The 24,757-nt window shown below is 71.3% G+C and carries 15 protein-coding genes; 10 read left to right on the top strand and 5 right to left on the bottom strand.

Annotated elements, in window-relative coordinates; genetic code table 11:
* Positions 1-544 precede the first annotated feature (544 nt).
* Positions 545-1,600 (bottom strand): 3-keto-disaccharide hydrolase, encoded by a 1,056-nt coding sequence (locus ABD811_RS12530; RefSeq protein ID WP_344945648.1) that lies wholly within the window; start codon positions 1,598-1,600, stop codon positions 545-547.
* 427 nt (positions 1,601-2,027) lie between these two features.
* On the opposite strand from ABD811_RS12530, the gene ABD811_RS12525 reads away from it, so the two are divergent.
* Entirely contained in the window at positions 2,028-6,326 is a 4,299-nt protein-coding gene (locus tag ABD811_RS12525; protein ID WP_344945645.1) for a ThuA domain-containing protein, read from the top strand.
* Positions 6,327-6,408: 82 nt separating this feature from the next.
* On the opposite strand, the gene ABD811_RS12520 is transcribed toward ABD811_RS12525, so the two are convergent.
* Positions 6,409-7,536: an ATP-binding protein gene (locus tag ABD811_RS12520; protein WP_344945642.1), complete on the bottom strand. Its 1,128-nt coding sequence runs from the start codon at positions 7,534-7,536 to the stop codon at positions 6,409-6,411.
* Between the two features lie 227 nt (positions 7,537-7,763).
* Here ABD811_RS12520 and ABD811_RS12515 point away from each other — a divergent pair, with 227 nt between their 5' ends.
* Both ABD811_RS12515 and ABD811_RS12510 read left to right on the top strand, forming a co-directional pair.
* Complete coding sequence (locus ABD811_RS12515) at positions 7,764-10,058, top strand: N-acetylmuramoyl-L-alanine amidase (RefSeq protein WP_344945639.1); 2,295 nt, start codon at positions 7,764-7,766, stop codon at positions 10,056-10,058.
* A gap of 645 nt (positions 10,059-10,703) precedes the next feature.
* Entirely contained in the window at positions 10,704-11,072 is a 369-nt protein-coding gene (locus tag ABD811_RS12510) for a hypothetical protein (protein ID WP_344945636.1), read from the top strand.
* A 188-nt stretch (positions 11,073-11,260) separates the two neighbouring features.
* Here ABD811_RS12510 and ABD811_RS12505 read toward each other — a convergent pair whose 3' ends face one another.
* Positions 11,261-11,656 carry a hypothetical protein gene (locus ABD811_RS12505; protein ID WP_344945632.1) on the bottom strand — a complete coding sequence of 132 codons (396 nt, stop codon included), beginning with the start codon at positions 11,654-11,656 and terminating at the stop codon, positions 11,261-11,263.
* A gap of 2,046 nt (positions 11,657-13,702) precedes the next feature.
* Here ABD811_RS12505 and ABD811_RS12500 point away from each other — a divergent pair.
* The 3 genes from ABD811_RS12500 (at position 13,703) to ABD811_RS12490 (ending at position 17,594) form a co-directional block, all read left to right on the top strand.
* Positions 13,703-14,197: a VanZ family protein gene (locus ABD811_RS12500; protein WP_344945629.1), complete on the top strand. Its 495-nt coding sequence runs from the start codon at positions 13,703-13,705 to the stop codon at positions 14,195-14,197.
* 130 nt (positions 14,198-14,327) lie between these two features.
* On the top strand, positions 14,328-15,068 hold the full coding sequence (locus ABD811_RS12495) for a class I SAM-dependent DNA methyltransferase (protein WP_344945626.1): 741 nt from the start codon (positions 14,328-14,330) through the stop codon (positions 15,066-15,068).
* Positions 15,069-15,236: 168 nt separating this feature from the next.
* Complete coding sequence (locus ABD811_RS12490) at positions 15,237-17,594, top strand: alpha/beta hydrolase (RefSeq protein WP_344945623.1); 2,358 nt, start codon at positions 15,237-15,239, stop codon at positions 17,592-17,594.
* Positions 17,595-17,649: 55 nt separating this feature from the next.
* Here ABD811_RS12490 and ABD811_RS12485 read toward each other — a convergent pair whose 3' ends face one another.
* On the bottom strand, positions 17,650-18,618 hold the full coding sequence (locus tag ABD811_RS12485) for a TerC family protein (RefSeq protein WP_344945621.1): 969 nt from the start codon (positions 18,616-18,618) through the stop codon (positions 17,650-17,652).
* 97 nt (positions 18,619-18,715) lie between these two features.
* Positions 18,716-20,185 carry a carotenoid oxygenase family protein gene (locus ABD811_RS12480; protein ID WP_344945618.1) on the bottom strand — a complete coding sequence of 490 codons (1,470 nt, stop codon included), beginning with the start codon at positions 20,183-20,185 and terminating at the stop codon, positions 18,716-18,718.
* A 50-nt stretch (positions 20,186-20,235) separates the two neighbouring features.
* On the opposite strand from ABD811_RS12480, the gene ABD811_RS12475 reads away from it, so the two are divergent.
* The 4 genes from ABD811_RS12475 to fusA all read left to right on the top strand — a co-directional run bounded on the left by ABD811_RS12475 (position 20,236) and on the right by fusA (position 24,734).
* Positions 20,236-20,940 (top strand): WHG domain-containing protein, encoded by a 705-nt coding sequence (locus ABD811_RS12475; RefSeq protein ID WP_344945615.1) that lies wholly within the window; start codon positions 20,236-20,238, stop codon positions 20,938-20,940.
* Positions 20,941-21,050: 110 nt separating this feature from the next.
* Positions 21,051-21,392 (top strand): hypothetical protein, encoded by a 342-nt coding sequence (locus ABD811_RS12470; protein ID WP_344945612.1) that lies wholly within the window; start codon positions 21,051-21,053, stop codon positions 21,390-21,392.
* A gap of 115 nt (positions 21,393-21,507) precedes the next feature.
* The gene (locus ABD811_RS12465) at positions 21,508-22,470 is read left to right on the top strand and encodes a DNA polymerase domain-containing protein (protein ID WP_344945609.1); all 963 of its coding nucleotides are present in this window, start codon (positions 21,508-21,510) and stop codon (positions 22,468-22,470) included.
* A gap of 167 nt (positions 22,471-22,637) precedes the next feature.
* Positions 22,638-24,734 carry an elongation factor G gene (fusA, locus tag ABD811_RS12460; RefSeq protein WP_344945607.1) on the top strand — a complete coding sequence of 699 codons (2,097 nt, stop codon included), beginning with the start codon at positions 22,638-22,640 and terminating at the stop codon, positions 24,732-24,734.
* Positions 24,735-24,757 lie beyond the last annotated feature (23 nt).

Genomic DNA, 24,757 nt, shown 5'->3' with positions numbered 1-24,757 from the left:
GCGACGCCGACACTCCGGATCCCGGTAGCCGACAAGACCTTCTCCCACGTTCTCGCCCCGCCGCGGTCCTGCGGGTAGCAGACGGTGCACGGCACGGCGACGCGGCCGAGGGCGCCGAAGACGATCTCGTAGAGTCCCCGCCGGACGGCCCGCCGAAGAACAGCGCCCTGCTGGAGGGCGGTGAGTGCGTCGGGGTTCGCGGGGCCGAGGGTTGGCCGAGGCTGACCGCCGCACGCATCGCTGCTCGACCAGGGCTGACCGGCGGGCCCGGAGCGGGTCAACGAGCCGATCCACGAGTTCTTGAGGAAGTGAGCCCGCGGCTCTGAACCGGCCATGGGTGGCGCCCCTCCCTCAGGGGCGCCACCAGCAGGCAGCACGTGGCGGCGGGGCGGGGCGCCAGCGGGGCCCGGCAGGCCGGACGGCGTGGCATCAACGCCCCCGCGGGCAGGTTGGCGGCGTCGACCGCCCTCGGCCTCGCGGGGGGGCGTTCAGCTCAGGGCGGCCGCGACCTCGTGTGCCGGGGGCGTCGGCGCGCCCGTGACGGTCAGGGGCGGGGGGCGGGGAGTTCGCGGACGCGGACGTTGCGGAAGTCGACCACGTCGCTGGAGCCGTGGTTCTGCAGACCGATGAAGCCCCGGGTGAACTGGCGCAGGTCGGTGGGCGGGTCGCCGGCGCGCGAGGAGTTCTTGCCGGGCGTGTTGTCGAACTCGTTGATCACTTCGCCGTTGCGGATGATCGTGTAGTGCTGGCCCTGGACGCGGATCTCGTAGTCGTTCCAGGTGCCGGGCGGGGTGGGGCGGGCCCGGTCCAGGCCGACCGTGCCGAAGTTGTAGACCGAGCCGGTCTTCTGCGGTTCGCCGGTGGGGCCGTCGTAGATCTGGATCTCGTGGCCGCAGTAGATCGCCACCCAGGCCGGGGAGGTGCGGGCCGAGCCGACCGTGCCGCAACTGCCGGCCGGGCGCTCCTCCAGCGGGGTGCGCAGGTCGGGGAAGCGGACGAAGACGCCGCTGTTGGAGTAGCCGCCGTCGGTGCGCGCGTCGCGGAACTGCAGCCGCAGCGAGAAGTCGCCGTAGTCCTTGCCCGCGTACCACAGCATGCCGAGGCCGCCGACGGTGCGGATCGTCCCGTCCGGCTGGAGGCTGAACGAGCCGCCGGGCGCCTGGAGCCACCGCGACAGCGAGTCGGCGGTGCCGTCGAAGATGGTCTCGTAGCCGCTCCCCCTGCCGACGTCGGAGCGGGCCGCGGCGGCGACCAGGCTGCCCTGTTCCCTGCCGCTGAGCAGGTGCTTCTTGCGGAGGCGGGTGGTCACGGCGGTGACGTGGCGCAGGAACGCGCCCTTGCTCGCCCAGGCGCGCTCGTCGTCGATCAGGTCGTTGATGGTGCAGCCGCCCGAGGTCGGGCGGCTGGGCACGGTGGTGCGCTCGTCGAGGATCCAGACCGTGGGGCGGGCGTCGGGGGCGGGGCAGGCGGCCGGTGAGGCGCCGCCGGACGCCGTGGCCGCCGTGGCCACGGGCGCGAGCATCCCGGTCGACGCCAGCGCGAGCGTGAAGGTGAGGCCGATGGTCCTGCGGGGCGTGCGGCGGCGTCGGTGGGGAGCCACGAATCCTCCTCGGTCCGGGGACGAAGCCTGCTTTGCACTGTTACAGCGCATGTTTGTCTCGTCAATGGCGAAAGTCGGCAAAGGGGTTGTCGATCCGTCCGCCGGACGGAGCCCGGAGGCGCCCAGATGGAGGGGCGGCCGGATGTGGCCACGACCGGCCCTCCTTTGTCGCATATTCGGACACCAGGCCAGCTCGTGGGGCATACCACCGTGATCAATGACGGCATCATCTTTCGCCTCTTTCAGGAGAAAGTCATCGAGTGACGAAACGAAAGATCTAGGCGACCCGGGCAAAGTCCTCTAGCATCCGGGAGGCACTGATCAACGCGGCCCCGACCACACGGGGGAGGACGCGGGGCTCACACGTCCAGGGGAGGACGTCGTGCCTTGGGTTCAAAGCCGACTATTGCTCCTGTCCATCTCCCTGATGCTCCTCCTGTCCATGCTGGCCGCCGTGCCGGCGGCGGCCAGGGCTGAGACCGTCCGGTCGAAGGCCGCCGCCTCCTACCGGGTCCTGGTGTTCTCCAAGACCGCCGGGGAACGCGTGGACTCCATCCCGGCGGGCATCGCGGCCATCCGGGAACTCGGCGCGGAGAACGACTTCGCCGTCGACACCACCGAGGACTCCGGCCTGTTCACCGAGACGAACCTCGCCCAGTACAAGGCGGTGGTGTTCCTGTCGGTGACCGGCGACGTCCTCGATGACGACCAGCAGGCGGCGCTGCGGGGCTTCGTCGAGCGGGGCGGCGGCCTGGTGGCGCTCAACACCGCCGCCGACGCCGAACCCGGCTGGGACTGGTACGGCGCCACCATCGGCGCACGCACCAAGTCGCCCAAACCCGCCGCGCAGCAGGGCCAGCTCATGGTGTACGACCCGGCGCACCCGTCCACCAAGGACCTGCCGCGCCGCGTCCCGCAGAACGACGTGTTCTACAACTACACCGCCAACGTGCGGGGCAACCAGCACGTCCTGGCCGGGGTGGACGAGAAGTCCTACACCCCCGGCACCGGCGCGATGGGCTACGACCACCCGATCAGCTGGTGCGGCGAGGTCCGCCAGGGACGTTCGTGGTACTCGGGCCTGGGCACCCAGGCCGCCACGTACGACGACGACGGGTTCCGCAAGCACCTGCTGGGCGGCATCCAGACCGCGGCGGGCGCCGTCGCGTCCGACTGCGGCGCCACGGTGTGGAAGAACTTCCAGACCAGCCTGCTCACCAAGGACGTCGGCGAGCCGATGGACCTGGCCGTGCTGCCCGACGGCCGGGTGCTGATGACGAGCCGGCGCGGCGAGTTCCGCCTGTTCGACCAGCGGACGGGCGAGGTCTCCATGGCCGCCACCATCGACGTCTACACCGGCGAGGAGGACGGCCTGCAGGGCGTCGAACTCGACCCGGACTTCGAGGACAACGGCTGGGTCTACTTCTACTACTCCCCCGCCGGGACGACGCCCGAGAACGTCCTGTCGCGCGCCAAGCTGGTCGGGAACAGGCTCGACCTGAGCACCGAGCAGAAGATCCTGCACGTCCCGACGCAGCGGCGCCTGTGCTGCCACGTCGGCGGCGACATCGGCTTCGACTCCAAGGGCAACCTGTACCTGTCGACCGGTGACAACATCAACCCGTGGCAGTCCAACGGGTACTCGCCGATCGACGAGCGGCCCGGCCGCGAGGACTACGACGAGCAGGGCCACGCCGCCAACACCAACGACCTGCGCGGCAAGATGCTGCGGATCAAGGTCAACGACGACGGGTCGTACTCGATCCCCGAGGGCAACATGTTCCCGCCGGGCACCGCCAAGACCAAGCCCGAGATCTACACGATGGGCGAGCGCAACCCGTTCCGGTTCGACGTCGACAAGAAGACCGACTGGGTCTACATGGGCGTCGTCGGCCCGGACGCCAACGAGGACAGCCCGACGCAGGGCCCGGAGGCGTACGAGCGGCTCAACCAGATCCGCGGCCCGGCCAACCACGGCTGGCCGTACTGCCAGGCCAACAAGAAGCCGTACTTCGACTACGACTTCGCCACGGGCACCACCGGCCCGCCGTTCGACTGCGACAACCTCGTCAACGACTCGCCGAACAACACGGGGCTGCGCGAGCTGCCGCCGATGACGCCGCCGCTGCTGTGGTACCCCAACGACTGCGCCACCTGGAACGAGCTGCCGCAGTTCTGCCCGCCCACCCCAGGCGGCCGCACGGCGATGGGCGCGCCGGTCTACCGGTACGACGAGAACCTGCAGTCCGACACCAAGTTCCCCGCCTACTACGAGGGCACGCCGTTCTTCTACGACTACTCCCGGCACCGCGCCTGGGACGTCAAGCTCGACGACAAGGGCGACCTGCTCAACATCAACACGTTCCTGCCGAACGTGTTCACCAGCACGGACGGCTCGGTGAACGGGCAGCCGATGGACATGGAGTTCGGCCCGGACGGGTCGCTGTACTTCCTGGACTACGGCGGCGGGTTCTTCACCGTCGGCCCGCGCGTCGGCCTCTACAAGGTCGACTACGTCAAGGGCAAGCGGTCGCCGGTCATCCAGGCGACGGCGACGCCGACGTCCGGCAGCGTCCCGCTGACGGTGAAGTTCGACGCCACCGGCACCCATGACCCGGACGGCGACCCCATCGCCTACGCGTGGGACTTCGACGGCGACGGCACCACCGACTCCGACCAGCCGGTCGCCGAGCACACCTACACCGCCAAGGGCGCCTTCCAGGCCCGGCTGATGGTCAGCGACGTGACGGGCAAGTCGTCGGTGCAGTCGTTCCCGATCACCGCGGGCAACAACGCGCCGACGGTGACGATCACGTCGCCCGCCAACGGCGGCTTCGCCGACTTCGGCGAGACGATCCCCTACAAGATCAACGTGACCGACGCCGAGGACGGCCAGATCGACTGCCAGGCCGTCAAACTGCAGGTCGCGCTCGGACACGACCTGCACGCCCATCCGATCCTGGAGAAGAACGGCTGCGAGGGCAGCTTCGCGCTGGAGAACGTCGAAGGCCACGGCGACGACGCCAACGTCTTCACCGTGCTGCGCGCCACGTACACCGACAAGGGCTCGGACGGCGTGCCCGGCCTGGAGGGCACCCAGCAGATCCTGTTGCAGAAGAAGCGCAAGCAGGCCGAGCACTTCACCGAGAACAACGGCACGTCCATCGTCAGCCACGGCGGCGCCGAGGGCGGCCGGCGCATCGGCGCGATCAACAACGGCGACTGGCTGGCGTTCAACCCGGTCGACCTGAAGAACATGACGTCGGCGACGTTCCGGGTGTCCTCCGGCGGGGCCGGCGGCACCATCGAGATCCGCAAGGACTCCCCGACCGGTCCGCTGGCAGGCACGGCCAAGGTCGCCGGCACCGGCGGCTTCGACCGGTACGTCACCCTGCCGGCCGTCCCGCTCACCGACCCGGGCGGCGGCGCCGGCAAGCTGTTCCTCGTCTTCAAGAACCCCGACTCGACCGGCGCGCTCTTCGACGTCGACTCGGTCCGGTTCAACGGCAAGGGCATGGCCGAGGCGATCGGCGTCCAGGTCACCGCGAACGAGAAGAGCGGACCCGCGCCGCTGAACGTCACGTTCACCGCCGCCGCGCCGGACGCCCCGTCCGACGCCGCGTACACGTGGGACTTCGGCGACGGCACGACCGGCCAGGGCGCGTCGGTGACGCACGCCTACGCCAATCCCGGCGAGTACACCGCCAAGGTCACGGTGACCGACTCGTCCGGCGGCGCGCTCGGCACCGGCACGGCGGCCAAGGTCACCGTGGCGAAGAAGGTCGAGGGCACGATCAGGGTGACGCCGGACAACGCGACCCGCGACACCGGCAAGCAGCACACCGCCGTCGCCAAGCTCAACCCCAGGCGCGGCACCTCGCCCAAGGGCCACGACATGACCATCCAGGTGTTCCGCAAGGCGCCCGCCGCGCCGCTGCCCGCCGGGCACACCAGCGGCACCCCCTACCAGCTCGCCGAGGAGACGATCACCAAGACCGACGCCAGGGGCAACGCCAAGCTCACCTACACCAGCCCGGTCGGCGCCGACGACATCATCGTGGCCTGCGCCGGATACCAGAACTCGTGCGTCAAGGACGGCGCCAAGGTGCTGGTGGTGAACGGCGACACCCCCGCCAACCTGCGCACCGACTACGTCGCCGACACCACGAAGGTCACCTGGAGGCCGGTCGCCGGCTCCGACGGCTTCGTGAACCTGTTCGACGGCAAGACCCTGGGCGGCTGGGACCACGCCGGCTCCGGCTCGTTCACGGTCAACAACGGTGTGCTGACGCCGCAGGGCGGACGCGGCGCGCTGTGGTACCAGCGCGGGCAGTACCGCGACTACACGCTGGAACTGGAGTACGAGCAGGACAGCGTGAGCGCCAACTCCGGCATCTTCCTGCGGATCCCGGACGGCGACTCCGCCGTCGCCGACCCGCAGACCAAGGGCTACCAGGTCTCGATCCTGGACCGGGTCGAGGAGGCCCGCTTCCGCACCGGCTCGATCGACGGGATCGACCCCGCCGACATCCTCAACGTCAAGCCGGTCGGCGGCGGCTACAACAAGGTGCGCATCGAGGTCCGCGGCCAGGAGTACAAGATCTACTGGAACGACCAGCTGGTGAACACCTACACCGGTGACCGCGAACTCGCCGGTCACATCGGCCTGGAGAACAACGGCGGCGGCATCCGCTTCAAGAACATCCGGATCGCCCCGCTCTCGTAGAACGACCGCCCCCCGCCCCGGCGGGGCCGGGTGCCCACCTCCCGCACCCGGCCCCGCCGCCTTTTCATGCCCCGCCGCCTTTTCATCCGGATGGGGTGCGCGGGCGCGGCCAGTCACCGGCCGCCGCGCGCACGGCCCGCGCCGCGTCCGCCGCCGACCGCTCATCGGTGTCGACACGGACGGCGCCGTCTGCTCCGGTCGCGCCCTCGACGGCGGCCCGCTCGGCGATCTTCAGGAGCGTCTCCTCGGGCAGCCCTCGCAACTCGTCGCCCGGGATGACCGGTCCGTGCCCCCGGCCGCGCAGGAGGAGGCGCTCGGCCAGCCGGTCCGGCCCGGCGTCGAGGCGGCACACCGTCAGCACGGACGCCGGGAAGAGGCCGGTGTAGGCGTCCGGGTGACCGGCCTCGCCGGAGACGATCAGGCACTGCGCCCCGGCCGAGCGGAACACCGCTTCCAGGGCCGCCAGGTTGGCCGCCTTGAGAGCGTGGCCGCCGGGGTCGCCGCCCGCCGGCCGTAGGAAGCCGATCTGCCGCGCGTCCACGTACGCGGCCGTGACGCCGTCGCCGATGACCTGCCGGAACACCTCGTATCCGATCGTGGACTTGCCGACGCCCACCGGCCCGCACAACCACAGCGTCGGCGTCGCGATCGCGGCACCGGCACGCGGGGCGGGCGGCGCGGGCGGCGGTGACGGCGCGGCGGCGGGCCATTCGCCGATCCGTTCACGCACCGTGCGGGCGACCTCGGGCACCGCCAGCCCGTCGGTGTCGACGCACAGGTCGGCGAAGCCGGTGCGGTCCAGGGCGTCAGCCGCGGCGACGGCCCGGTCCACGAGCTCGGGACGCCACCCACGGCCGACGAACCGCCGGCGCAGCTCGTCCGCGTGCACGCGCAGGCGGCACAAGGTCACGGCCGCGCCCGGCATCGCGCCGGCGTACGCCCGAGCCTGCTCGGCGGTGTCCACGACGCCGGAAAGGATCAGGCACTCCGCCCCGGCCGCCCGGTAGTTCGGCCAGACCGCGCCCAGCGCGTCGATCTTCACGCGGTGCTCGTCGTCGACGGGATAGCACAGACCGATCTGATCGAGATCGAGGAACGCCGCCCGGACTCCGGCACGGGAGATCTGGGAGAAGATCTCGAACGCCGCGCTCGACTTGCCGACACCGGACGGACCGCACAACCACAACACCGGAATCACGCCACCGCTCACCGGCGCGAGGCTAACGAGCCCCGGCACATCCGCCAACCGAATAACCGTCCGACGGGACGGTTCCGTGGCCGCGTCCGGCCTGGTGCGCGGGACCAGTTCTGTGACAAAAGCGGCCAACGTTACGCTGACCTGTCTGAGTCGATAATCGAGTGCTCGCCCTCCCATCCCCGCCGGAAGGGCTTTTCTCGAGATGGACACCGATCGTTCCTCCACGAGAGCGGAGAGTCATGAAAAGGCGCGTGATCGTCGCGCTGTCCACCGCCGGGCTGGTCTCGGCCGGAGCGGTGGTCTACGTACTGGGCGGGGACTCCCTCACGGCCTCGGCCGGATCCGCACCCCGTCCCGGTCCCGGCGAGGTGCACACCGTGGCCCTGCGCGACATGTCCGGCGCGCAGGGGACGGCGGGCGCACAGCACCAGGTCATGGGCCTGCCCGCCGAGCGCACCAAGCCGTTCAGCATGCTGGGGGTCTCCTGGACCGACCCCCGCGCCGTCATCGACGGGACGGTGCAGGTCCGTACCCGCAGCGCCGCAGGCGGCACCTGGACGCCGTGGCAGCCGGTGGAGGCGCACAACGAGGACGGTCCCGGCGACGACGCGCGGTCGGAGTCGCGGGCACGCGGCGCGACCGCGCCCCTGTGGGTCGGCCCGTCCAACGGCGTGCAGGTCCGCGTCGCGGGCAAGGGCCGCGCGCTGCCGGCCGGACTCCGCGTCGAGCTGATCGACCCAGGCGACGGCGCGGCGAAGCCGAAGCCCCGGGCGATCGGCCCCGGGACGGCGGCACTGGCCGGTGCCGTCAGCACCGAGCCCCCCGCAGCGGACCCGTCCACGGACCCGACCGCCGGCCCGACCGAAACCGCCACCACGCCGTCGGCGCCGGCCGATCCCGCGTCCCCGGCCGACGGGGCCCCGCCGGCCGAGCCGGCCCCGCCGAGCGCGGACCCGACCGGATCGCCGTCTCCCACCTCGTCCGCGTCGCCGGAGTCGGGCACGACGACGGGCGTCACCGCCGCGTCCAGCACGGCCCCGCAGCCCACCGTGGTCACCCGCGCGCAGTGGGGCGCCGACGAGAGCCTGGTCAAGGAACCCGCCGAATACGCGCCCTCGGTCAAGGTCGTCTTCACCCACCACACGGCGGGCACCAACAACTACACCTGCGCCGAGTCCCCGGCCATCGTCCGATCGCTGCTGCTCTACCACGTCAAGACCAACGGCTGGAACGACCTCGGCTACAACTTCCTGGTCGACAAGTGCGGCACCATCTTCGAGGGCCGCAAGGGCGGCATCGACAAGCCGCTGATCGGGGCGCACACCTACGGGTTCAACACCGGTTCGTCCGGCATCTCCGTGCTGGGCGACTACACCAAGACCGCCCCCGCGCAGCCGGCGCTCAGCGCGGTCGCCAGAGTCGCCGCCTGGAAACTCGGCCTGCACGGCGGCGACCCGACCGGCAAGGCCTCGATGACCACCACGATCAACAACGGCAAGTTCCCGGCGGGCAAGACGGTCAGCTTCAACACCGTCTCCGGGCATCGTGACGGCTACGCCACCGAGTGCCCAGGGCAGGTGCTCTACGACAAGCTTCCGGCGATCCGCACCGAGGCCAAGCAGTGGGCGACGCCGGTCACGTCCGTCGCGCTCACCTCCACCGCGGGCGCGACCAAGGTGGGCACCACCTACTACACCAAGGGAACGGTGACGCTCGGCTGGAAGCCCGCCGCCGTCTCCGGCTACGAGGTGCTCGTCGGCGACACGGTCGTCGCCAGGCCCGGCGGGACGTCGACCTCGGCGAAGATCACCCTGTCCGCCGGGTCCCACGACGTCCGGCTGCGCGCCACCAACATCAACGGCACCACGGCGACCTCGCCCGCCTACCGCATGACCGTCGACACGACCGCGCCGGTCTTCACCACCCCCGCCGGACTCGGCGTGAACACCGGCACCGTCACCCTGGGCGGCTCGATCCCGGTCAAGCTCGGCTGGAAGGCCACCGACAACACGGTGCTGCAGTCGGTCAAGGCCACCTCGCCCACCGCGGCGACGTTCTCGCCCACGACCACGAGCTGGAAGTCCTCCGCCAAGTCCAACGCCTCCACGGTCTGGTCGCTGACCGCGGCCGACGCCGCCGGGAACACCCGGGTCTCCGCGGTGACCCGTACCGGCTCGCTGATCCACGAGAGCGGCTCCAAGCGCACCGGCACCTGGAAGGCGACGAGCGGCAGCAGCTACGTCGGCGGCCGCGCCTACTACAGCACCGCCCGCAACGCCAGCGCCGCCTACACGTTCACCGGACGCTCCGTCGGCCTGATCGTCAGGCGGTCGACCAACTACGGCGCCTTCTACGTCTACGTGGACGGCGTCAAGACCGCCTACGTCGACACCAAGTACAGCAAGAGCTACTACCGCCAGGTCGTCTGGACCAAGACCTGGAGCACCAGCGCCAAGCACACCATCAAGATCGTCGTGGCGGGCACCGCCAAGCGCCCCACCGTGGTCACCGACGGCATCGCCTACATCAAGTAGGGCCCAGCCTCGCCTGGGGGCCTCCGGGAGGCCCCCAGGCGGGCATCGGCCGAATGCCGGCAACGCCTGAGAAGCGCGCTGTGCGCGACCGCCGCGCCAGCCGGATCTGCGCACTGCGGCACCAGCGCTGGACAACCGGGCGGCGGCAGTGGGGCCGGTCATCCTCATCGGACGGGGCAGCCGGACGCATGTCCGGACGATGAGCCGCGTCGACGATCTCTGTGTGGTGACCGCGATCGATCGACTGCGGGAGGCGCATGGTGATCTTTGGTTGCGGCGCCGAGGCGCGGTGGGAGGTCGCCGACGTCTCCCTTCCTTGCTGGACCACGTGAGCTTCCAGAGCCCCTGCGATCACACCTTGATCGGACGGCTGCCGGGTGCCCTCCGGAGCAGCGGACGGCGCGGCCGGCCTTGCCCTCGCAGGGCGGCGCGGAAGGGGCCGATCCACCTCGTCCGAGGGGATTCGGGCGGCCATGCCGCAGCGACCGGAGACAGCGATCCGGCGGGCCTGGGAGGCAGCCCGGATGACATAGCGAACCTTGGGATTAAGTTGCACTTTTAACCATCTACCCGACAGATCGGGCGGCGTAGGTTGAAAGTTAAAAGGGCGTTGTGTGCTCGCACAGCGGACGGGGGTGACAGCACATGACGAAGAAGATCCAGCGGCTCGCCGTCGTCGGTGTCGCGGCCGGGTCCATGGCCCTGGGGGTTCCGACGATGGCCCTGGCCTCCACCACCTCGGTGTCGGAGCACAGCGTCGCGGCGCACTCGGTCGGCTGGAACGACGGCTGGGGCCACCACGGTGGCTTCGGCTTCGGGCACCACCGCTTCGGGTTCGGGCACCACCACCGCTTCGGGTTCGGGCACCGCGGCTTCGGGTTCGAGCACCGCGGCTTCGGGTTCGAGCACGGGCGCTTCGGGTTCGACGACGGCGGCGTGTTCTTCAAGAAGACGGTCACGTTCGCGGGGCCTGGCGGTGCGTTTTCGAGCACCGTGGTGAGCGCTGCCAGGTGACACCGGGCGATACCGCTGAAGGCCGTTGACACACCGAGGACCGAGCCCTCGGATGATCTACCATTCATGGCCGCACACCGCCCCCGGAGATCTTCGTAAGCGGGCCACACGTGGCGGCGTGACACCAGACCACAGCGCCGACAGCAGGACGCAAGCAAAGCTCGGCGAACGCCAAGCACAGCCAAATATCAGGGAAAGGATCGCTGTCCAGATTTGACACCCGATTGTGATATCTCCCGGATATTTGGCCCACCATAGATACACCTCATGCAGCCGCTGTGCATCGCACAGCGGACGGGGGGCGACAACAGATGACGACGAGAATCCAGCGCATTGCCATCGCAGGCGTTGCGGCGCCGGTCGTGGCTCTCGGAGCCCCGACGATGGCTCTCGCCGGACCCGTCTCGGCGACTCATCAGAACGCCAGCGTGCAGGTCTCCGACCCGCACGACGGGTTCAGGCACCACCACAGGTTCCACCACCACCACTTCTTCCACCACCACCGTCACTTCTTCCACCACCGCCACTTCTTCCATCACGGCCACCACTTCGGCCACGGCTTCGGACACGGGGGCTTCGGTCACGGAGGCTTCGGTCACGGAGGCTGGGGCCACGGCGGCTGGGGCCACGGCGGCTGGGGCCACGGCGGCTTCGGACACGGCGGCTGGGGACACGGCGGCTTCGGACACGGAGGCTGGGGACACGGTTTCAGCGGGGTGATGTTGACGAAGTCGGCAACGATCGCGGGCACAGGTGGCACGTTCACCGTCAGCAGTGCGGCGAGGTAGCGCCACCACCGCTGGAAATTATCGAGGGCCCGACTTGCATCCGCTAGCCGGGCCCTCGGCGTCCCGGTCACCGGATCCCCCAGATGACATAGCGAACCTTGGAAGCGAGTTGCACTTTTAACCACCTACCGGGCGCATCCGGCGAATATGGTCGGAACTGGAACAAACAGTCAGAGCTGTGTACTGCACACAGCGACGGGGGTGAACAGGAAAATGACGAAGAAGGTTCAGCGATTCGCCGTCGCCGGACTGGCGGCCGGTGCTCTGGCTGTGGGCGCTCCGACGGCGGCCATGGCGAGCACCGCTTCCGCAGCGGCGCCGCAGCACTCCACTGTCAGCGCTCAGTCCGCCAGCCACGCGACCGTTGCCCACTCGGCCAGCCAGACCGGCGGCTGGGGCTGGGGTTGGGGCCCCTGGGGCGGCTGGGGCTGGGGCGGCTGGGGCTGGGGCGGTGGCTGGGGCTGGTGGTAGTCCCGTCACACCCTGGCTAGCCAGCCGATAGCAGCTGAGCAGCCAAGCCGAGGGCCCGGCCGGTGATCACACCGCCCGGGCCCTCGCCATGCCTTCCCTCTCCCCCTGAATGCGGTACGCCTCTGCCGGGTGTCAAGGCCTCGCTCCTCCACCGCAGGTTCGACACCGCCTCCGCCGCACACAGTCGATGATCCCGGCACAAGACGGCACCCCGCCCTGGGCACGCCCCCACCAGACCGCTGGCGCAGAGCACAGCATCCAGTCAGCGCCTGGACACGCACCAACCCGATCACTTGGCGGGCGGACGGAATGGCATACGACGGCGGCCTCCCACCTGGATACGCCCGCACCAACCTGCCAGCCCCCACCCCGCATCCGAGGGGGCCACTGACGCGCACCAGGGTCAGCGAGCCGATCAATTATGCGGGCGCCTGAATGGCACCCAACTGCAAGCTCGGGCCTGACCACGCCTCCGAAGGCGGCCGGCACCATCTCGTGTCCAGCAGGCCCATGGAGCACGCCCGTCCGGGCTACCTGATCATCAATACGCCTGGCGAATCCTGCGCAGGACGCCACGTCCGGCGCCCCACCTGCCACCGCCCCCGCATCTGATGGGACCGGAGACATCCACCGCCTCAGCCAGCCGATCATCGTGTCGGGTGCGTGCAATGACACACAATCGCAAGCCCACCCGACCACACCCCAGCGAGCCCACCACCCGTCCAGCAGCAGCACACACCCTCACCGGCACCAACCACCCGATCACCACATCGGGCGCCCGACCACACCAGAACCAACCCACCGCCACCCACCCTTAACCAGACGCGCGCACGCGCACGGGTCTCAGCCAGGCGATCACCGGGTGACGCGCACGGAATGACGCACGTCGGCAGGCCGGGCTTGCGCTTGCCCGGCCCAAATGCCGGCGTTGACGTCGGACGGGCGGGGGCGTGGTCGCGTACTTTTTACCGCCGAGCCGATCAGCGTGGTGGTGCCGCCGGGTCGTCGCAGGACGGCACATGCCCGTCACAGCCTGCTGGCACCGCCCTCATATCTGGCAGGGCCATGGACGCGCGCCGGTCGACGGCCGGCTGATCAATGGGGGTGCTGGAGGCGGCGTGGCACGGCGGTTCGAGCTGGGCGCCCTCGTTACCGGCGCGGGGCGGGAGGCTCCGGCGCGGAGGACGAGCGGCGCCCGGGCGCCGCCGCATTCCTTCACTGCCGCGGCGGCAATGGCGGGTGGACGGCGTCATCGAAGGCCAGAAAGGGCCTTATATACGGCCGGAAGCGACCATCTTGGCCGGGTACGAATATCAGCGGCTTTGGTGGGCATGTCTCGCGGCGCCCCGTACAAGTCAAGAGGAGCATGAGGTGGCCGCGCCGTCCGAGACAGAGGATCCCCCCAAGGAAGACAGCGGAACGCGATGGTACGTCGTGCTGCTGCACGTCATCGCCGTCGGCGTCGCCCTCGCCGCGCTGGGCGCCTTCTTCTACTTCGCGCTTCGCTTCACGCTCAGCCCGATCGACGACCACGGCCAGGCCGGCGGCAACACCGACCCGGGCCGTTCGTTGCGGTTCTACCTCGACCGGCCCGCCAAGGAGGCGCTGGTGCAGGTCGGCGGGAACCTGATCCTGCTGGCCCCGCTGGGCGTGCTGCTGCCCGTCGTGTCCACCCGGATGCGCGGGCCGGTGCGGCTGGCGCTGGTCGGCGCGGTGGTGTCGCTGATGATCGAGACGGTGCAGGGCACCGTGGTGCTCGGCCGCGCCTTCGACGTCGACGACGTCATCCTCAACACGGTCGGGGTGGTGCTGGCGTACCTGCTGATCGGGCGGAAGACGTCCCGGCTGCTGCGCGGACGGTCCTAGCCCGCCGGAACGTCGTGCCCGCGGGCCGGGCGCCATGGCCGTCGATCGGTCGAGGCGGCCGGCCCGCGCCGCGCGGGGCGCTCATGGAAATGGTTGGCGGGGTGGAACATCGCGGAGTTACGGTCGCTGCGTGGATGATCCGGACGGGTATTTCGGTGAACGGGTCGCGGCGCGGTACGACGAGACGTCGGCGGTGATGTTCGAGCCGCGAATGCTGGATCCGGCGGTGGATTTCCTCGCCGGACTGGCCGGGGACGGCCGCGCCTTGGAACTGGGCGTCGGGACGGGGCGTGTGGCGCTGCCGCTGTCGCGGCGGGGCGTCCCGGTTCACGGCGTCGACCTGTCGCGGGCGATGGTGCGGCGGCTGCGCGCCAAGCCCGGCGGCGACGCGGTCGGCGTGACGATCGGCGACTTCGCCACCACGCGGGTCGACGGGACGTTCTCGCTCGCCTACCTGGTCTTCAACACCATCAACAACCTGACGACGCAGGCGGCGCAGGTCGCCTGTTTCCGTAACGTCGCCGCGCATCTGGAGCCGGGCGGTTGTTTCGTCATCGAGGTCGGCGTTCCGGAGCTGCGGAAACTGCCGCCGGGGCAGAACGTCGTGCCGTTCCAGGTGAGCCCGACGGGGTGGGCGTATGACGTCTACGACGTGGCCACCCAGTCGATGAGCTCGAACTATGTCGAGGTCGTCGACGGCCGCTGCGAGTTCACCTCGATTCCGTTCCGGTACGTGTGGCCCGCCGAGCTGGATCTGATGGCCGAGCTGGCGGGCATGCGCCTGCGCGAACGCTGGGAGGACTGGACGCGCGCGCCGTTCACCAGCGAGAGCGGCCGGCACGTCTCCGTCTGGGAGAAGCCCGCCGCCTGACCGCCGCGTCCGCCGCCGTCAAGATCGTTAACGAGGTGGCAACGGCCATGTAACCGGACATGACCGTTCACGCGGTGCCATGCCAGAGCAAATCTCGCAAACCCCTATAAACGTTGCACGTCACTTGAGTGACACGACGTCGCGGGGTCTGGCATCGAAAGGCACCGCATGCGCGTGCGCAGACGCGGCTGGAGAGCCGCCGTGGCCGGGACGGTCCTGACGGCCGCCGTCCTGGTCGCATCGCCGGTCCAGGCGGCACCGGCGTCCGCCGGCTGGAAGGTCGAGAAGGTCCCGGGCGGCCACCGCGTGACCCTCAGGCTGGACGAGCCGCTGCCCGTCCGCGACGCCGTCCCCGAACTGGCCGTCGACGGCCGTTCGCTGGGCCCCGCGCAGGAGTCCCCCGACGGCAGGACGCTGACGGTCGTCACCGCGGACCGGCGGGCCGCCGATCCGGGCTCGGTGCAGGTGGCCTGGAACGGCGAGGTCCCCTCGGCGGCCACGCCCAGGTCGGCCAAGGCCGTGCCCGCGCCGTCCGCCAAGGGCAGGCCGCTGCCCGCCGACCCGGCCGACCCCGGCCCCTACGCGGTGAGCGTCACCGGCTACGACCTCGGCGACACGGCGATCGAACTGGCGGGGCTCGGCGGCCGTAAGGCCGAGATCCGCGCCGAGGCGTACCTGCCGAACCGGCGCGGCAAGGCCCCGCTGGTGCTGTTCCTGCACGGCCGCCACTCGGCCTGCTACAACCCGGCCACCTGGAGGACGTCCAACTCGCAGTGGCCGTGCCCGGAGGGCGAGAAGCCGATCGACAGCTACCAGGGGTACCGGGAGCCGGCCAAGGTGCTGGCCGGCCACGGCTACACCGTGGTGTCGATCAGCGCGAACGGCGTCAACGCGGCCGACAACCCCTACAGCGACGACCGGGGCGCGCTGGCGCGCGGCGAGCTGGTGATGCGCCACCTCGACCTGCTGGCCGAGGGCACCCGGGGCCGCGGCCCGCTCGGCTCGGTCTTCGCCGGCCGGCTCGACATGAACGACATCGGGCTGATGGGGCACTCGCGGGGCGGCGAGGGCGTCGTCAAGGCCGCGCTGCTCAACGACGGCCGCGGCAGGCCGTACGGGATCAGGGCGGTGCTGCCGCTGGCGCCGACCGACTTCGCGCGGGCGACGCTGCCGAACATCCCGATGGCGGTGATGCTGCCGTACTGCGACGGCGACGTGTCCAACCAGCAGGGGCAGCACTTCTACGACGACACCCGGTACGCCGACGCCGGCGACCGGGCCTTCCGCGCCGGCCAGATGATGATGGGCGCGAACCACAACTTCTTCAACACCGAGTGGACGCCGGGGGTGGCGCGCTTCCCCGCGGGCGACGACTGGTCCAACGACAACGACCCGGTGTGCGGGACCACCGCGCCGGGGCGCCTGTCCGCCGCCGAGCAGGTCAAGCTCGGCACCGCCTACATCGCCGGGTTCTTCCGTCTCGTCCAGGGCGCTGAGGACCGGTTCCTGCCGCTGTTCGACGGCAGCGGAGGGCGGGCGGCCTCGGCGGGACGGGCGGTCGTCCACACCGTCGCGCAGGCTCCCGCCGAGGACCGCGCGGACCTGGCCACGTTCACGTCGCTGCCCGGCTCGGTGCGGATCGGCGGCGCGGCGGCCGGCGTCGTCTGCGCGGGCATGTTGGACCGTTCCCCGCAGAGCGGGCTGCCGTCCTGCGCGACCCGGCTGACCACCTCCCAGGCACCGTCGTGGACGCCCGCCACGTACGCGCCGAACGTGCCGTCCACACCCGTGCTGCGGCTGACCTGGACCGCCGCGGGCGGCGACGTGACGGTCGCCGTCCCGCCCGGGTCGGCGAACCTGCGCAGGTACGGTGCGCTGACGTTCCGCGCCGCGCTGGACGAGTCCACCTCCGCCGCCGACCTGACCGTCACCGTCACCGACCGCGGGGGCCGCGCCGCGAGCGTCCCGCTGTCGCGGGTGAGCGACGCGCTGACCGCGTTTCCGGGCACGACCTCGCCGCTGCCCAAGACGTGGCTGCGGACGGTGCGGATCCCCGCGTCCGAGCTGAAGGGCGCCGACCTGTCCTCGGTGGCGTCCGTGCGTCTCGCCGCCGCCGGTCAGAGCGGCGGCGTCTACCTCGCCGACCTGGCGTTCACCGACGTCACGACGGGCAAGGCCCGCGTGGCGGCGCTCCCCCAGGTGTCGGTGCGCGACCTGACCGTCCCCGAGGGCGACGGCCCCGGCACGGCGACGATGACGCTGTCGCTGTCACGCAGGGCCAAGGAGCCGGTGACGGTCAACGTCCAGTCGATCGTGGCGGGCACGGCGCCGGTCATCGCGCAGGTCGCCGGAAAGGTCGTCATCCCGGCGGGGGCGACGACGGCGACCTTCGACGTGCCGCTGGCGGGCGACACGACGGCGGCGACGGCGGCGCGGTCCTACCAGGTCGTGGCGTCCGCGCCGGAGAACGCGGTCATCGGCGACGGGTTCGCCCGTCTCGTCGTCACCGACGACGACGGCGTCTGACCGTCCGCGACGCCGGGGCGGCGCTCCCGCCGCCCGCCCCGGCGTTCCGGCAGCGTCAGGCCTTCGGCTCCTGCTGCCGGGCGGTCTGCCGCCTGGTGGCGAGCAGGCTGGTGACGGTGGTCACGGCCAGCACGACGACGATGAAGCCCAGCGAGACCGCGATGCCGATCTCCGGGACGTGCACGCCGGACTCGTGCAGCGCGTGCAGCACCAGCTTGACCCCGATGAACCCCAGGATGATCGACAGCCCGTAGGTCAGGTGGACCAGCCGCTTGAGCAGCCCGCCGATGAGGAAGTAGAGCTGGCGCAGCCCCATGAGGGCGAACGCGTTGGCGGTGAAGACGATGTACGGGTCCTCGGTCAGGCCGTAGATGGCGGGGATGGAGTCGAGGGCGAACAGCACGTCGGTGGAGCCGATCGCCAGCATCACCACCATCATCGGCGTCATCACGCGCCGCCCGTTCTCCCGCACGAACAGCTTGGTGCCGTGGTAGCGGTCGGCGACGCCGAAGCGGCGCTCGACGGCCTTGAGCAGCTTGTTCTCCTCGTACTCCTCGTCGTGGCCGCCGGAGCGGGCGTCCTGGACCAGCTTCCACGCCGTCCAGATCAGGAACGCCCCGAAGATGTAGAACACCCAGGAGAAGGCCGAGATGGCGGCCGCGCCCGCGGCGATGAAGCCCGCCCGCATCACCAGCGCCATCAGCACACCGACCATGAGCACCCGCTGCTGGTACGGCGCGGGCACCGCGAACCTCGACATGATCAGCACGAACACGAACAGGTTGTCCACGCTCAGCGACTTCTCGGTGATGAAGCCCGCGAAGAACTCCCCGGCCGGTCCGCCGCCGCCGAACACCAGCAGGGCCAGCCCGAAGCCGACGGCCAGCGCCACCCACACCGCCGACCAGATGCCGGCCTCCTTGGTGGACACCTCGTGCGGCTTGCGTCCGATGAGGAAGTCCACGGCGATGAGCACGCACAGGCCCACGACGGTCAGCGCCCACACGCCGAAAGTAACGTCCACTGCTCCTCCTGAGGCCGACGCGACAAAACCCTGCCAGTCACGAGGAGTCGTGACAATGTCCCGCGTTGTCACCGGCCGCCGGAGACTCCGCGGGGCGTCAGGGTGCGGCCGGGATCCAGTTGCCGTGGAAGCCGGACGGGACGCGGACGGGCAGGTGGACGAGCCCGACGGTCTCCAGGGTCTGCGCGTCGACGAGGGCGAGGTCGCTGCGGCCGGTCGCGGCGTCGTGGACGTACCCCATGAGCACGCCTTCGTCCTCGTCCGCGTCGTCCGACGCCGGCACGAAGACGAACTCCCCGGCGGCGCGGCCGGGACCGAACCGGTGCACGGCGGTCGTGCCCGCGGCCAGGTCGTGCTTGAACAGCACGTCCGGGTCGAAGTCGAGGAGCCGCTCGCGCCCCGCGCCGGTGTCGGCGCCGACCGAGTAGCCGTAGCGGTGGCGCCTTCCCACCAGGCGTTCGTCCGCGCGCGGGAACTCCTGCGGGCGGTCGTCCACGACGTCCTGCGTGACCCTGCCCGAGGCGGGGTCGACGCGCCAGCGTTCGAGGACGGGGACGCCCTCGCCCGGCACCGTCCCGCCGGCGAACATCTTCGGGTGCCGGACGACGTCGACGACGATCACGTCACCGTCCTCGTAGGCGTTGAGCTGGTGGAACACGTAGCACGGCGCGATCCCGAACCAGCGGACGCCGCCGGACCCGCCGTCGCGCGGCAGCACCCCCACGCGGGCCGGGTAGTCCGGGTTCCAGGCGTACGGGACGCCCAGGCCGGAGGAGTAGCGCGACCCCAGCCACGCGGCGCGGGCGATGACCGGCTCGGGGATGGGCGTGCGACCGACCACGCGCGACAGCAGGGAGCGCCCGGGGCGCGCCAGCCAGCGCGGCATGCCGCGGGTCGCCAGGCGCGGGTCGAACGTGACCGGCAGGTCGAACAGGATCACGTGGCGGTCGGTGAGGGCGAAGTCGTGCATCATCGGGCTGCCGCCGACCTCGACGTCCACGATGCGGCGGATCCGCCCGGCCGCGGTGAGCACCGAGTACTGCACCCGGTTGCCCCAGCCGAAGAAGTAGGAGACGGCGTGCAGTTCGCCGGTGTCCGGGTCGCGGTGCGGGTGGGCGGTGTAGCCGCCGGGCAGGGTGCCGTCGAAGTCGCAGGCGCCGACGGTCTCCAGTTCGTCGGTCAGCTCGTAGGGCCGGGTGCCCCCCTCCACCAGCGCGAGGGTCCTGCCGGCGTGGCCGAGGACGTTGGTGTTGACGGCGAAGTCCATGCCCGCGTGGACGCGTCCGGGCCTGGGCCGTTCGCCGAGGGCGCGGGAGACGTCCGCGGTGCGGACCCAGCGGTTGCGGTACCACTCGGCGCGCCCGCCGCGCAGCCGCACGCCGTGCACCATGCCGTCGCCGGCGAACAGATGGTCGGCCTCCGGGTCGAAGCCGCCCATCGGGTTGGGGCCGATGCGCACGTAGCGCCCGTCGAGGTGCTCGGGGACGGTCCCGGTCACCGCCAGGTCGACGGCGGTGTGCTCGGTGCGGACGGGGGCGTAGCCGCGCTCGGTCGCGCTGGGGGTCATCGGGCACCTCCCGATCGTCATAACGGCGTTATGTGAGGTATAACGTCGTTATGACAAAGGTGTCAACCAACGGGGTGCCGGACCGGGACGTCCGGCCGGTCCGGGTGCGGCTGCTGGAGGCGGCGGCGCGGCTGCTGGCCGACGAGGGCCCCCGGGCGCTGACCACGCGCCGGCTCGCCTCGGAGGTGGGCGCGTCGACGATGGTCGTCTACCACCACTTCGGGGGCATGCCGGAACTGGTGCGCGCGGTGATCGTCGAGGGGTTCGCGCGGCTGGCCGAGCACATGGCGGCGGTCCCCCGCACCGCCGACCCGGTGGCCGACCTCGGCCGCCTGGCACTGGCGTACCGGGCCAACGCCCGCGCCAACCCGCACCTGTACGCGGTCATGTTCGGCGGCGTGCCGCTGGACGGGCAGGCGCCGCCCGCCGAGGAGCCGGTCGCGGGCCGCGCCGCGTCCGGCGCCGGGACGTTCGGCGTCGAGACGTTCGCCGCGGAGACGTTCGGCGTGCTGGTCGAGGCCGCCGCCCGCGCCATGGACGCGGGACGGCTGCGCCGCGACGACCCCGAACACGTCTCGGCGCAGCTGTGGAGCGCGGTACACGGGTTCGTCATGCTGGAACTCGCCGGTCAGTTCACCGGGGGCGCCGAGACCGTGCTCACCTCGATGCTGGTCAACCTGGGCGTCGGCCTGGGGGACGCCCCCGACGCCGCCGCCCGCTCGCTGCGGGCCGCCCTCGACACGCCCGCGCCCTGACCCGGCGGGCTCCCCCGACGGCGCCGACGGCGAGCGGGCGATCTTGCGAAACCCGGGTGCGCAAAACCGTGCGCATGACCGACCATGGAGGTGTGACGGGGATCCACGGAATGGGCGATCAGCCGTTGCTGCGGTTGGGCGCTCAGATGGCCGAGGTCGAGGCGCTGTACGCGTGCGTGCTCAACGCCTCCGACCAGCACACCGAACAGCACGCCCTGCGGGAGCTCGCGGGGGCGGGCGCCCGGCTGGCCGACCTGGCGCACGCCGCGGCGGGCCCGCCCGACGGCGGCCTCGCGGCGACCGGCGCCGTGGCGGCGCGCGGCCCGAAGAGGCAGGTTCGTGTTCGCATCACCTGCTCCGCCCCGGCGCCGCCGCGCCGGAGCAAGCTGGAGCGTCGCATCTCGGGGGCGCGGCGCACCGTCGACTGGATCGTCTCGCGCACCGGCGGCTGACCGTCCGCTCGGCGCGTCCGGCGGCGGCCACCGGTGGGACGGCGGCCGCCGCCGGAAAGCACACCCGCGCATGAATATCGCCGCGCGAGGTATTTCCCACCCGGAGGTGGTCGGCATGGGCGGCGGTGAGGTCCGCGACGGCGTTTCGCTCACCAATCTCGAGCAACCCCTGTTCGAGGGCGCGGACGCGACCAAGCGGGACCTGGTCGACTATCTGGACGCCATCGGCGAACGGTTCGTCGCGCAACTGGCGGACCGGCCGTTGTCGGTCGTCCGGGTGCTGCGCGGCCAAGAACCGTTCATGCAGAAGAACCTGCCGAAATACACCCCGCCGTGGGTGCCGAAAGCACGGTTGTGGGCGGAATCGTCCAGGCGCGAGGTGACGTACGCGCTGTGCAACGACCGCCGAACGCTGCTGTGGTTCGCCAATCAGCGCGCCGTCGAATACCACCTGCCCCTGGTCCGCGTCGGGCATTGGGACGAGCCCACGCATCTGGTGCTCGACATCGACCCGCCGTCCGGCGACGGGGAGTCGTTCGGCCTGGCCGTCCGCACCGCTCGTCTCGTCCGGCAGGCGCTGGCCGACTCCGGCCTGGCGGGGGCGGTGAAGACGAGCGGTTCCAAGGGCGTGCACGTGTTCGTGCCGGTGGCGCGGGCGACGATGGAGGAGGCCGCGGCCGCGACCCGCGCCCTGGCCGCACGCGCCGAACGGCTCGACCCCGCGCTCGCCACGACGGCGTTCATCCGCGAGGACCGGGCGGGCAAGGTGTTCATCGACTCCACCCGCGCCGGCACGGCGACGGTCGTGGCCGCCTACAGCCCGCGGGTCCGTCCGGGCGCGCCGGTGTCGTTCCCCGTGCCCTGGGACGATCTGGACGACGTCGCCCCCGGCGATTTCACCCTGCGCACGGCCGCGCCTCTGGTCGCCGAACGAGATCCGTGGACGGAACTGATGCCCGCGCCGCAATCGCTCGGTGCCGACCTGATCGAGGAGGGCCGCGCCATTCCGGTGGCCCGCGTGCAGGCCATGCACGAAGGAAAACGCCGCGCCCGCGCCCGCCGCGCCGCCGGCCAATAGCGCATTTCTCGCAACGGGCCGGCGGAAAAACCCTTGGCATTTCCGTGGCCGACCGGGTTACCGTCGCGCTCACCGCGTGATTTTCGTGATCGCGGGCCCGTCCGGTCCGCCGGTCACGCCTGTCCGCACGCGGTCGTCGTCAACCGACCGTAAGGAGGACCGGCCCCATGGTCGCCACATTCCTGGACCTGGCCCACGTCCGCAACATCGGAATCATGGCCCACATCGACGCGGGCAAGACCACGACGACCGAGCGGATCCTGTACTACACCGGCGTCTCCTACCGGATCGGCGAGGTCCACGACGGCACCACCGTCATGGACTGGACCCCGCAGGAACGCGACCGCGGCATCACGATCACCTCCGCCGCGACCACCTGCCGCTGGCGGGTCGACGGCACCGACCACGCCGTCACCATCATCGACACCCCCGGGCACGTCGATTTCACCGTCGAGGTGGAGCGCTGCCTGCGGGTGCTGGACGGCGCCGTCGCGGTGTTCGACGGCGTCGCCGGGGTCGAGCCGCAGTCGGAGACGGTGTGGCGCCAGGCGGACCGGTATTCGGTGCCCCGGGTCGCGTTCGTCAACAAGATGGACCGCGCCGGGGCCGACTTCCACCGCTGCGTGCGGATGATCGAGAGCCGTCTGGGCGCGGTGCCGCTGGTGCTGCACCTGCCCGTGGGCGCCGAGGCCGACTTCACCGGCGTGGTCGACCTGGTCGCCATGCGGGCGCTGCTGTGGTCGGACGACGACGGCACGACGTTCGACGTGACCGACGTCCCAGCGCACCTCGCCGGCACCGCCCGCGAATGGCGCGGCAGGCTCGTCGAGACGCTCGCCGAACACGACGAACGGATGCTGGAGCTGGTGCTGGACGGCACCGGGCCGTCCGAGGAGGACCTGCACGCGGCCATCCGCCGGCTCACCGTCGCGACGGACGGCGCGCACACCTTCACACCGGTGCTGTGCGGCTCGGCGTTCAGGAACAAGGGGGTGCAGCCCTTGCTGGACGCGGTCGTGCGCTACCTGCCGTCCCCGCTGGACGCCCCGCCGGTCGAGGGGTTCGCCGACGGGGCGGTGGTGCGGCGCCGTCCGTCCGACGACGAGCCCCTGGCCGCCCTCGCGTTCAAGATCATGTCGGACCCGCATCTGGGCCGGCTGGTCTTCGTCCGCGTCTACTCGGGACGGCTGCGGGCGGGCGCGGCCGTGCTGAACCCGGTCCGAGGGCGGCGCGAGCGCATCGGCAAGATCTACCGCGTGCACGCCAACCGGCGTGAGGAGATCGAGTCGGCGGGCGCCGGCGACATCGTCGCGGTCATGGGCCTCAGGCAGACCACGACGGGCGAGACGCTGTGCGACCCGGCCGCCCCGGTGGTCCTGGAGTCGATGGACTTCCCCGCCCCGGTCATCGAGGTCGCGGTCGAGCCGCGCTCGCGCGCCGACCAGGACCGGCTCGCCGCCGCGATCCAGCGGCTCGCCGAGGAGGACCCGTCCTTCCACGTGCGCGCCGACGCCGAGACCGGGCAGACGGTCCTCGGCGGCATGGGCGAACTGCACCTGGAGGTGCTCGTCGATCGCATGCGGGACGAGTACGGCGTCGTCGCCGACGTGGGCAGGCCGCGCGTGGCGTACCGCGAGACGATCCGCGCGGCCGTGGACGGCGTCGACCACACCCATCGCAAGCAGAAGGGAGGCAAGGGCCAGTTCGCCAGGGTGCGGATCGCGGTGGAGCCGATCGAGGGCGGCGACGCCGCGTACGAGTTCGTCAACCGGGTCACCGGCGGCCGCGTGCCCAAGGAGTTCGTCCCGGCCGTGGACGCGGGCTGCCAGGAGGCGATGCGGTTCGGCGTGCTGGCCGGATACGAGATGACGGGCGTGCGCGTCGTCCTGCTCGACGGCGAGCACCACGAGGTCGACTCCTCCGAGCTCGCCTTCAAGATCGCCGGTTCGCGGGCGTTCACCGAGGCGGTCCGGCGCGCCGACCCCGTCCTGCTCGAACCGGTGATGGCCGTCGAGGTCACCGTGCCCGAGGAGCACATGGGCGCGGTCATCGGCGACCTCAACGCGCGCCGCGGCCACGTGTCCGGCATGACCGAACGTTCGGGCGCCCGCGTCATCGAGGCCCGCGTCCCGCTGGCCGAGATGTTCGGTTACGTCGGCGCCCTGCGCGGCATGACGTCGGGTCGCGCCGGCTACACCATGCGGTTCGCCGCCTACGCCGAAGCGCCCCGCGCCGTCACCGAGAAGGTCGTCTCCGGCACCTGACCGCCTGAGGCCGCGCGGACGTG

It is taken from the genome of Actinomadura miaoliensis (genome assembly GCF_039536785.1).
GTDB classification, from domain to species: Bacteria; Actinomycetota; Actinomycetes; order Streptosporangiales; family Streptosporangiaceae; genus Spirillospora; species Spirillospora miaoliensis.
This window is presented reverse-complemented; position numbering and strand designations above follow the sequence as displayed.

Excerpts from the sequence above, each read along its gene's own strand:
- fusA (WP_344945607.1), top strand. The coding sequence starts at position 22,638 with ATGGTCGCCACATTCCTGGACCTGGCCCACGTCCGCAACATCGGAATC.
- ABD811_RS12475 (WP_344945615.1), top strand. The coding sequence starts at position 20,236 with ATGACAAAGGTGTCAACCAACGGGGTGCCGGACCGGGACGTCCGGCCG.
- ABD811_RS12490 (WP_344945623.1), top strand. The coding sequence starts at position 15,237 with ATGCGCGTGCGCAGACGCGGCTGGAGAGCCGCCGTGGCCGGGACGGTC.
- ABD811_RS12465 (WP_344945609.1), top strand. The coding sequence starts at position 21,508 with ATGGGCGGCGGTGAGGTCCGCGACGGCGTTTCGCTCACCAATCTCGAG.
- ABD811_RS12525 (WP_344945645.1), top strand. The coding sequence starts at position 2,028 with ATGCTCCTCCTGTCCATGCTGGCCGCCGTGCCGGCGGCGGCCAGGGCT.
- ABD811_RS12480 (WP_344945618.1), bottom strand. The coding sequence starts at position 20,185 with ATGACCCCCAGCGCGACCGAGCGCGGCTACGCCCCCGTCCGCACCGAG.
- ABD811_RS12510 (WP_344945636.1), top strand. The coding sequence starts at position 10,704 with ATGACGAAGAAGATCCAGCGGCTCGCCGTCGTCGGTGTCGCGGCCGGG.
- ABD811_RS12470 (WP_344945612.1), top strand. The coding sequence starts at position 21,051 with ATGGGCGATCAGCCGTTGCTGCGGTTGGGCGCTCAGATGGCCGAGGTC.
- ABD811_RS12515 (WP_344945639.1), top strand. The coding sequence starts at position 7,764 with ATGAAAAGGCGCGTGATCGTCGCGCTGTCCACCGCCGGGCTGGTCTCG.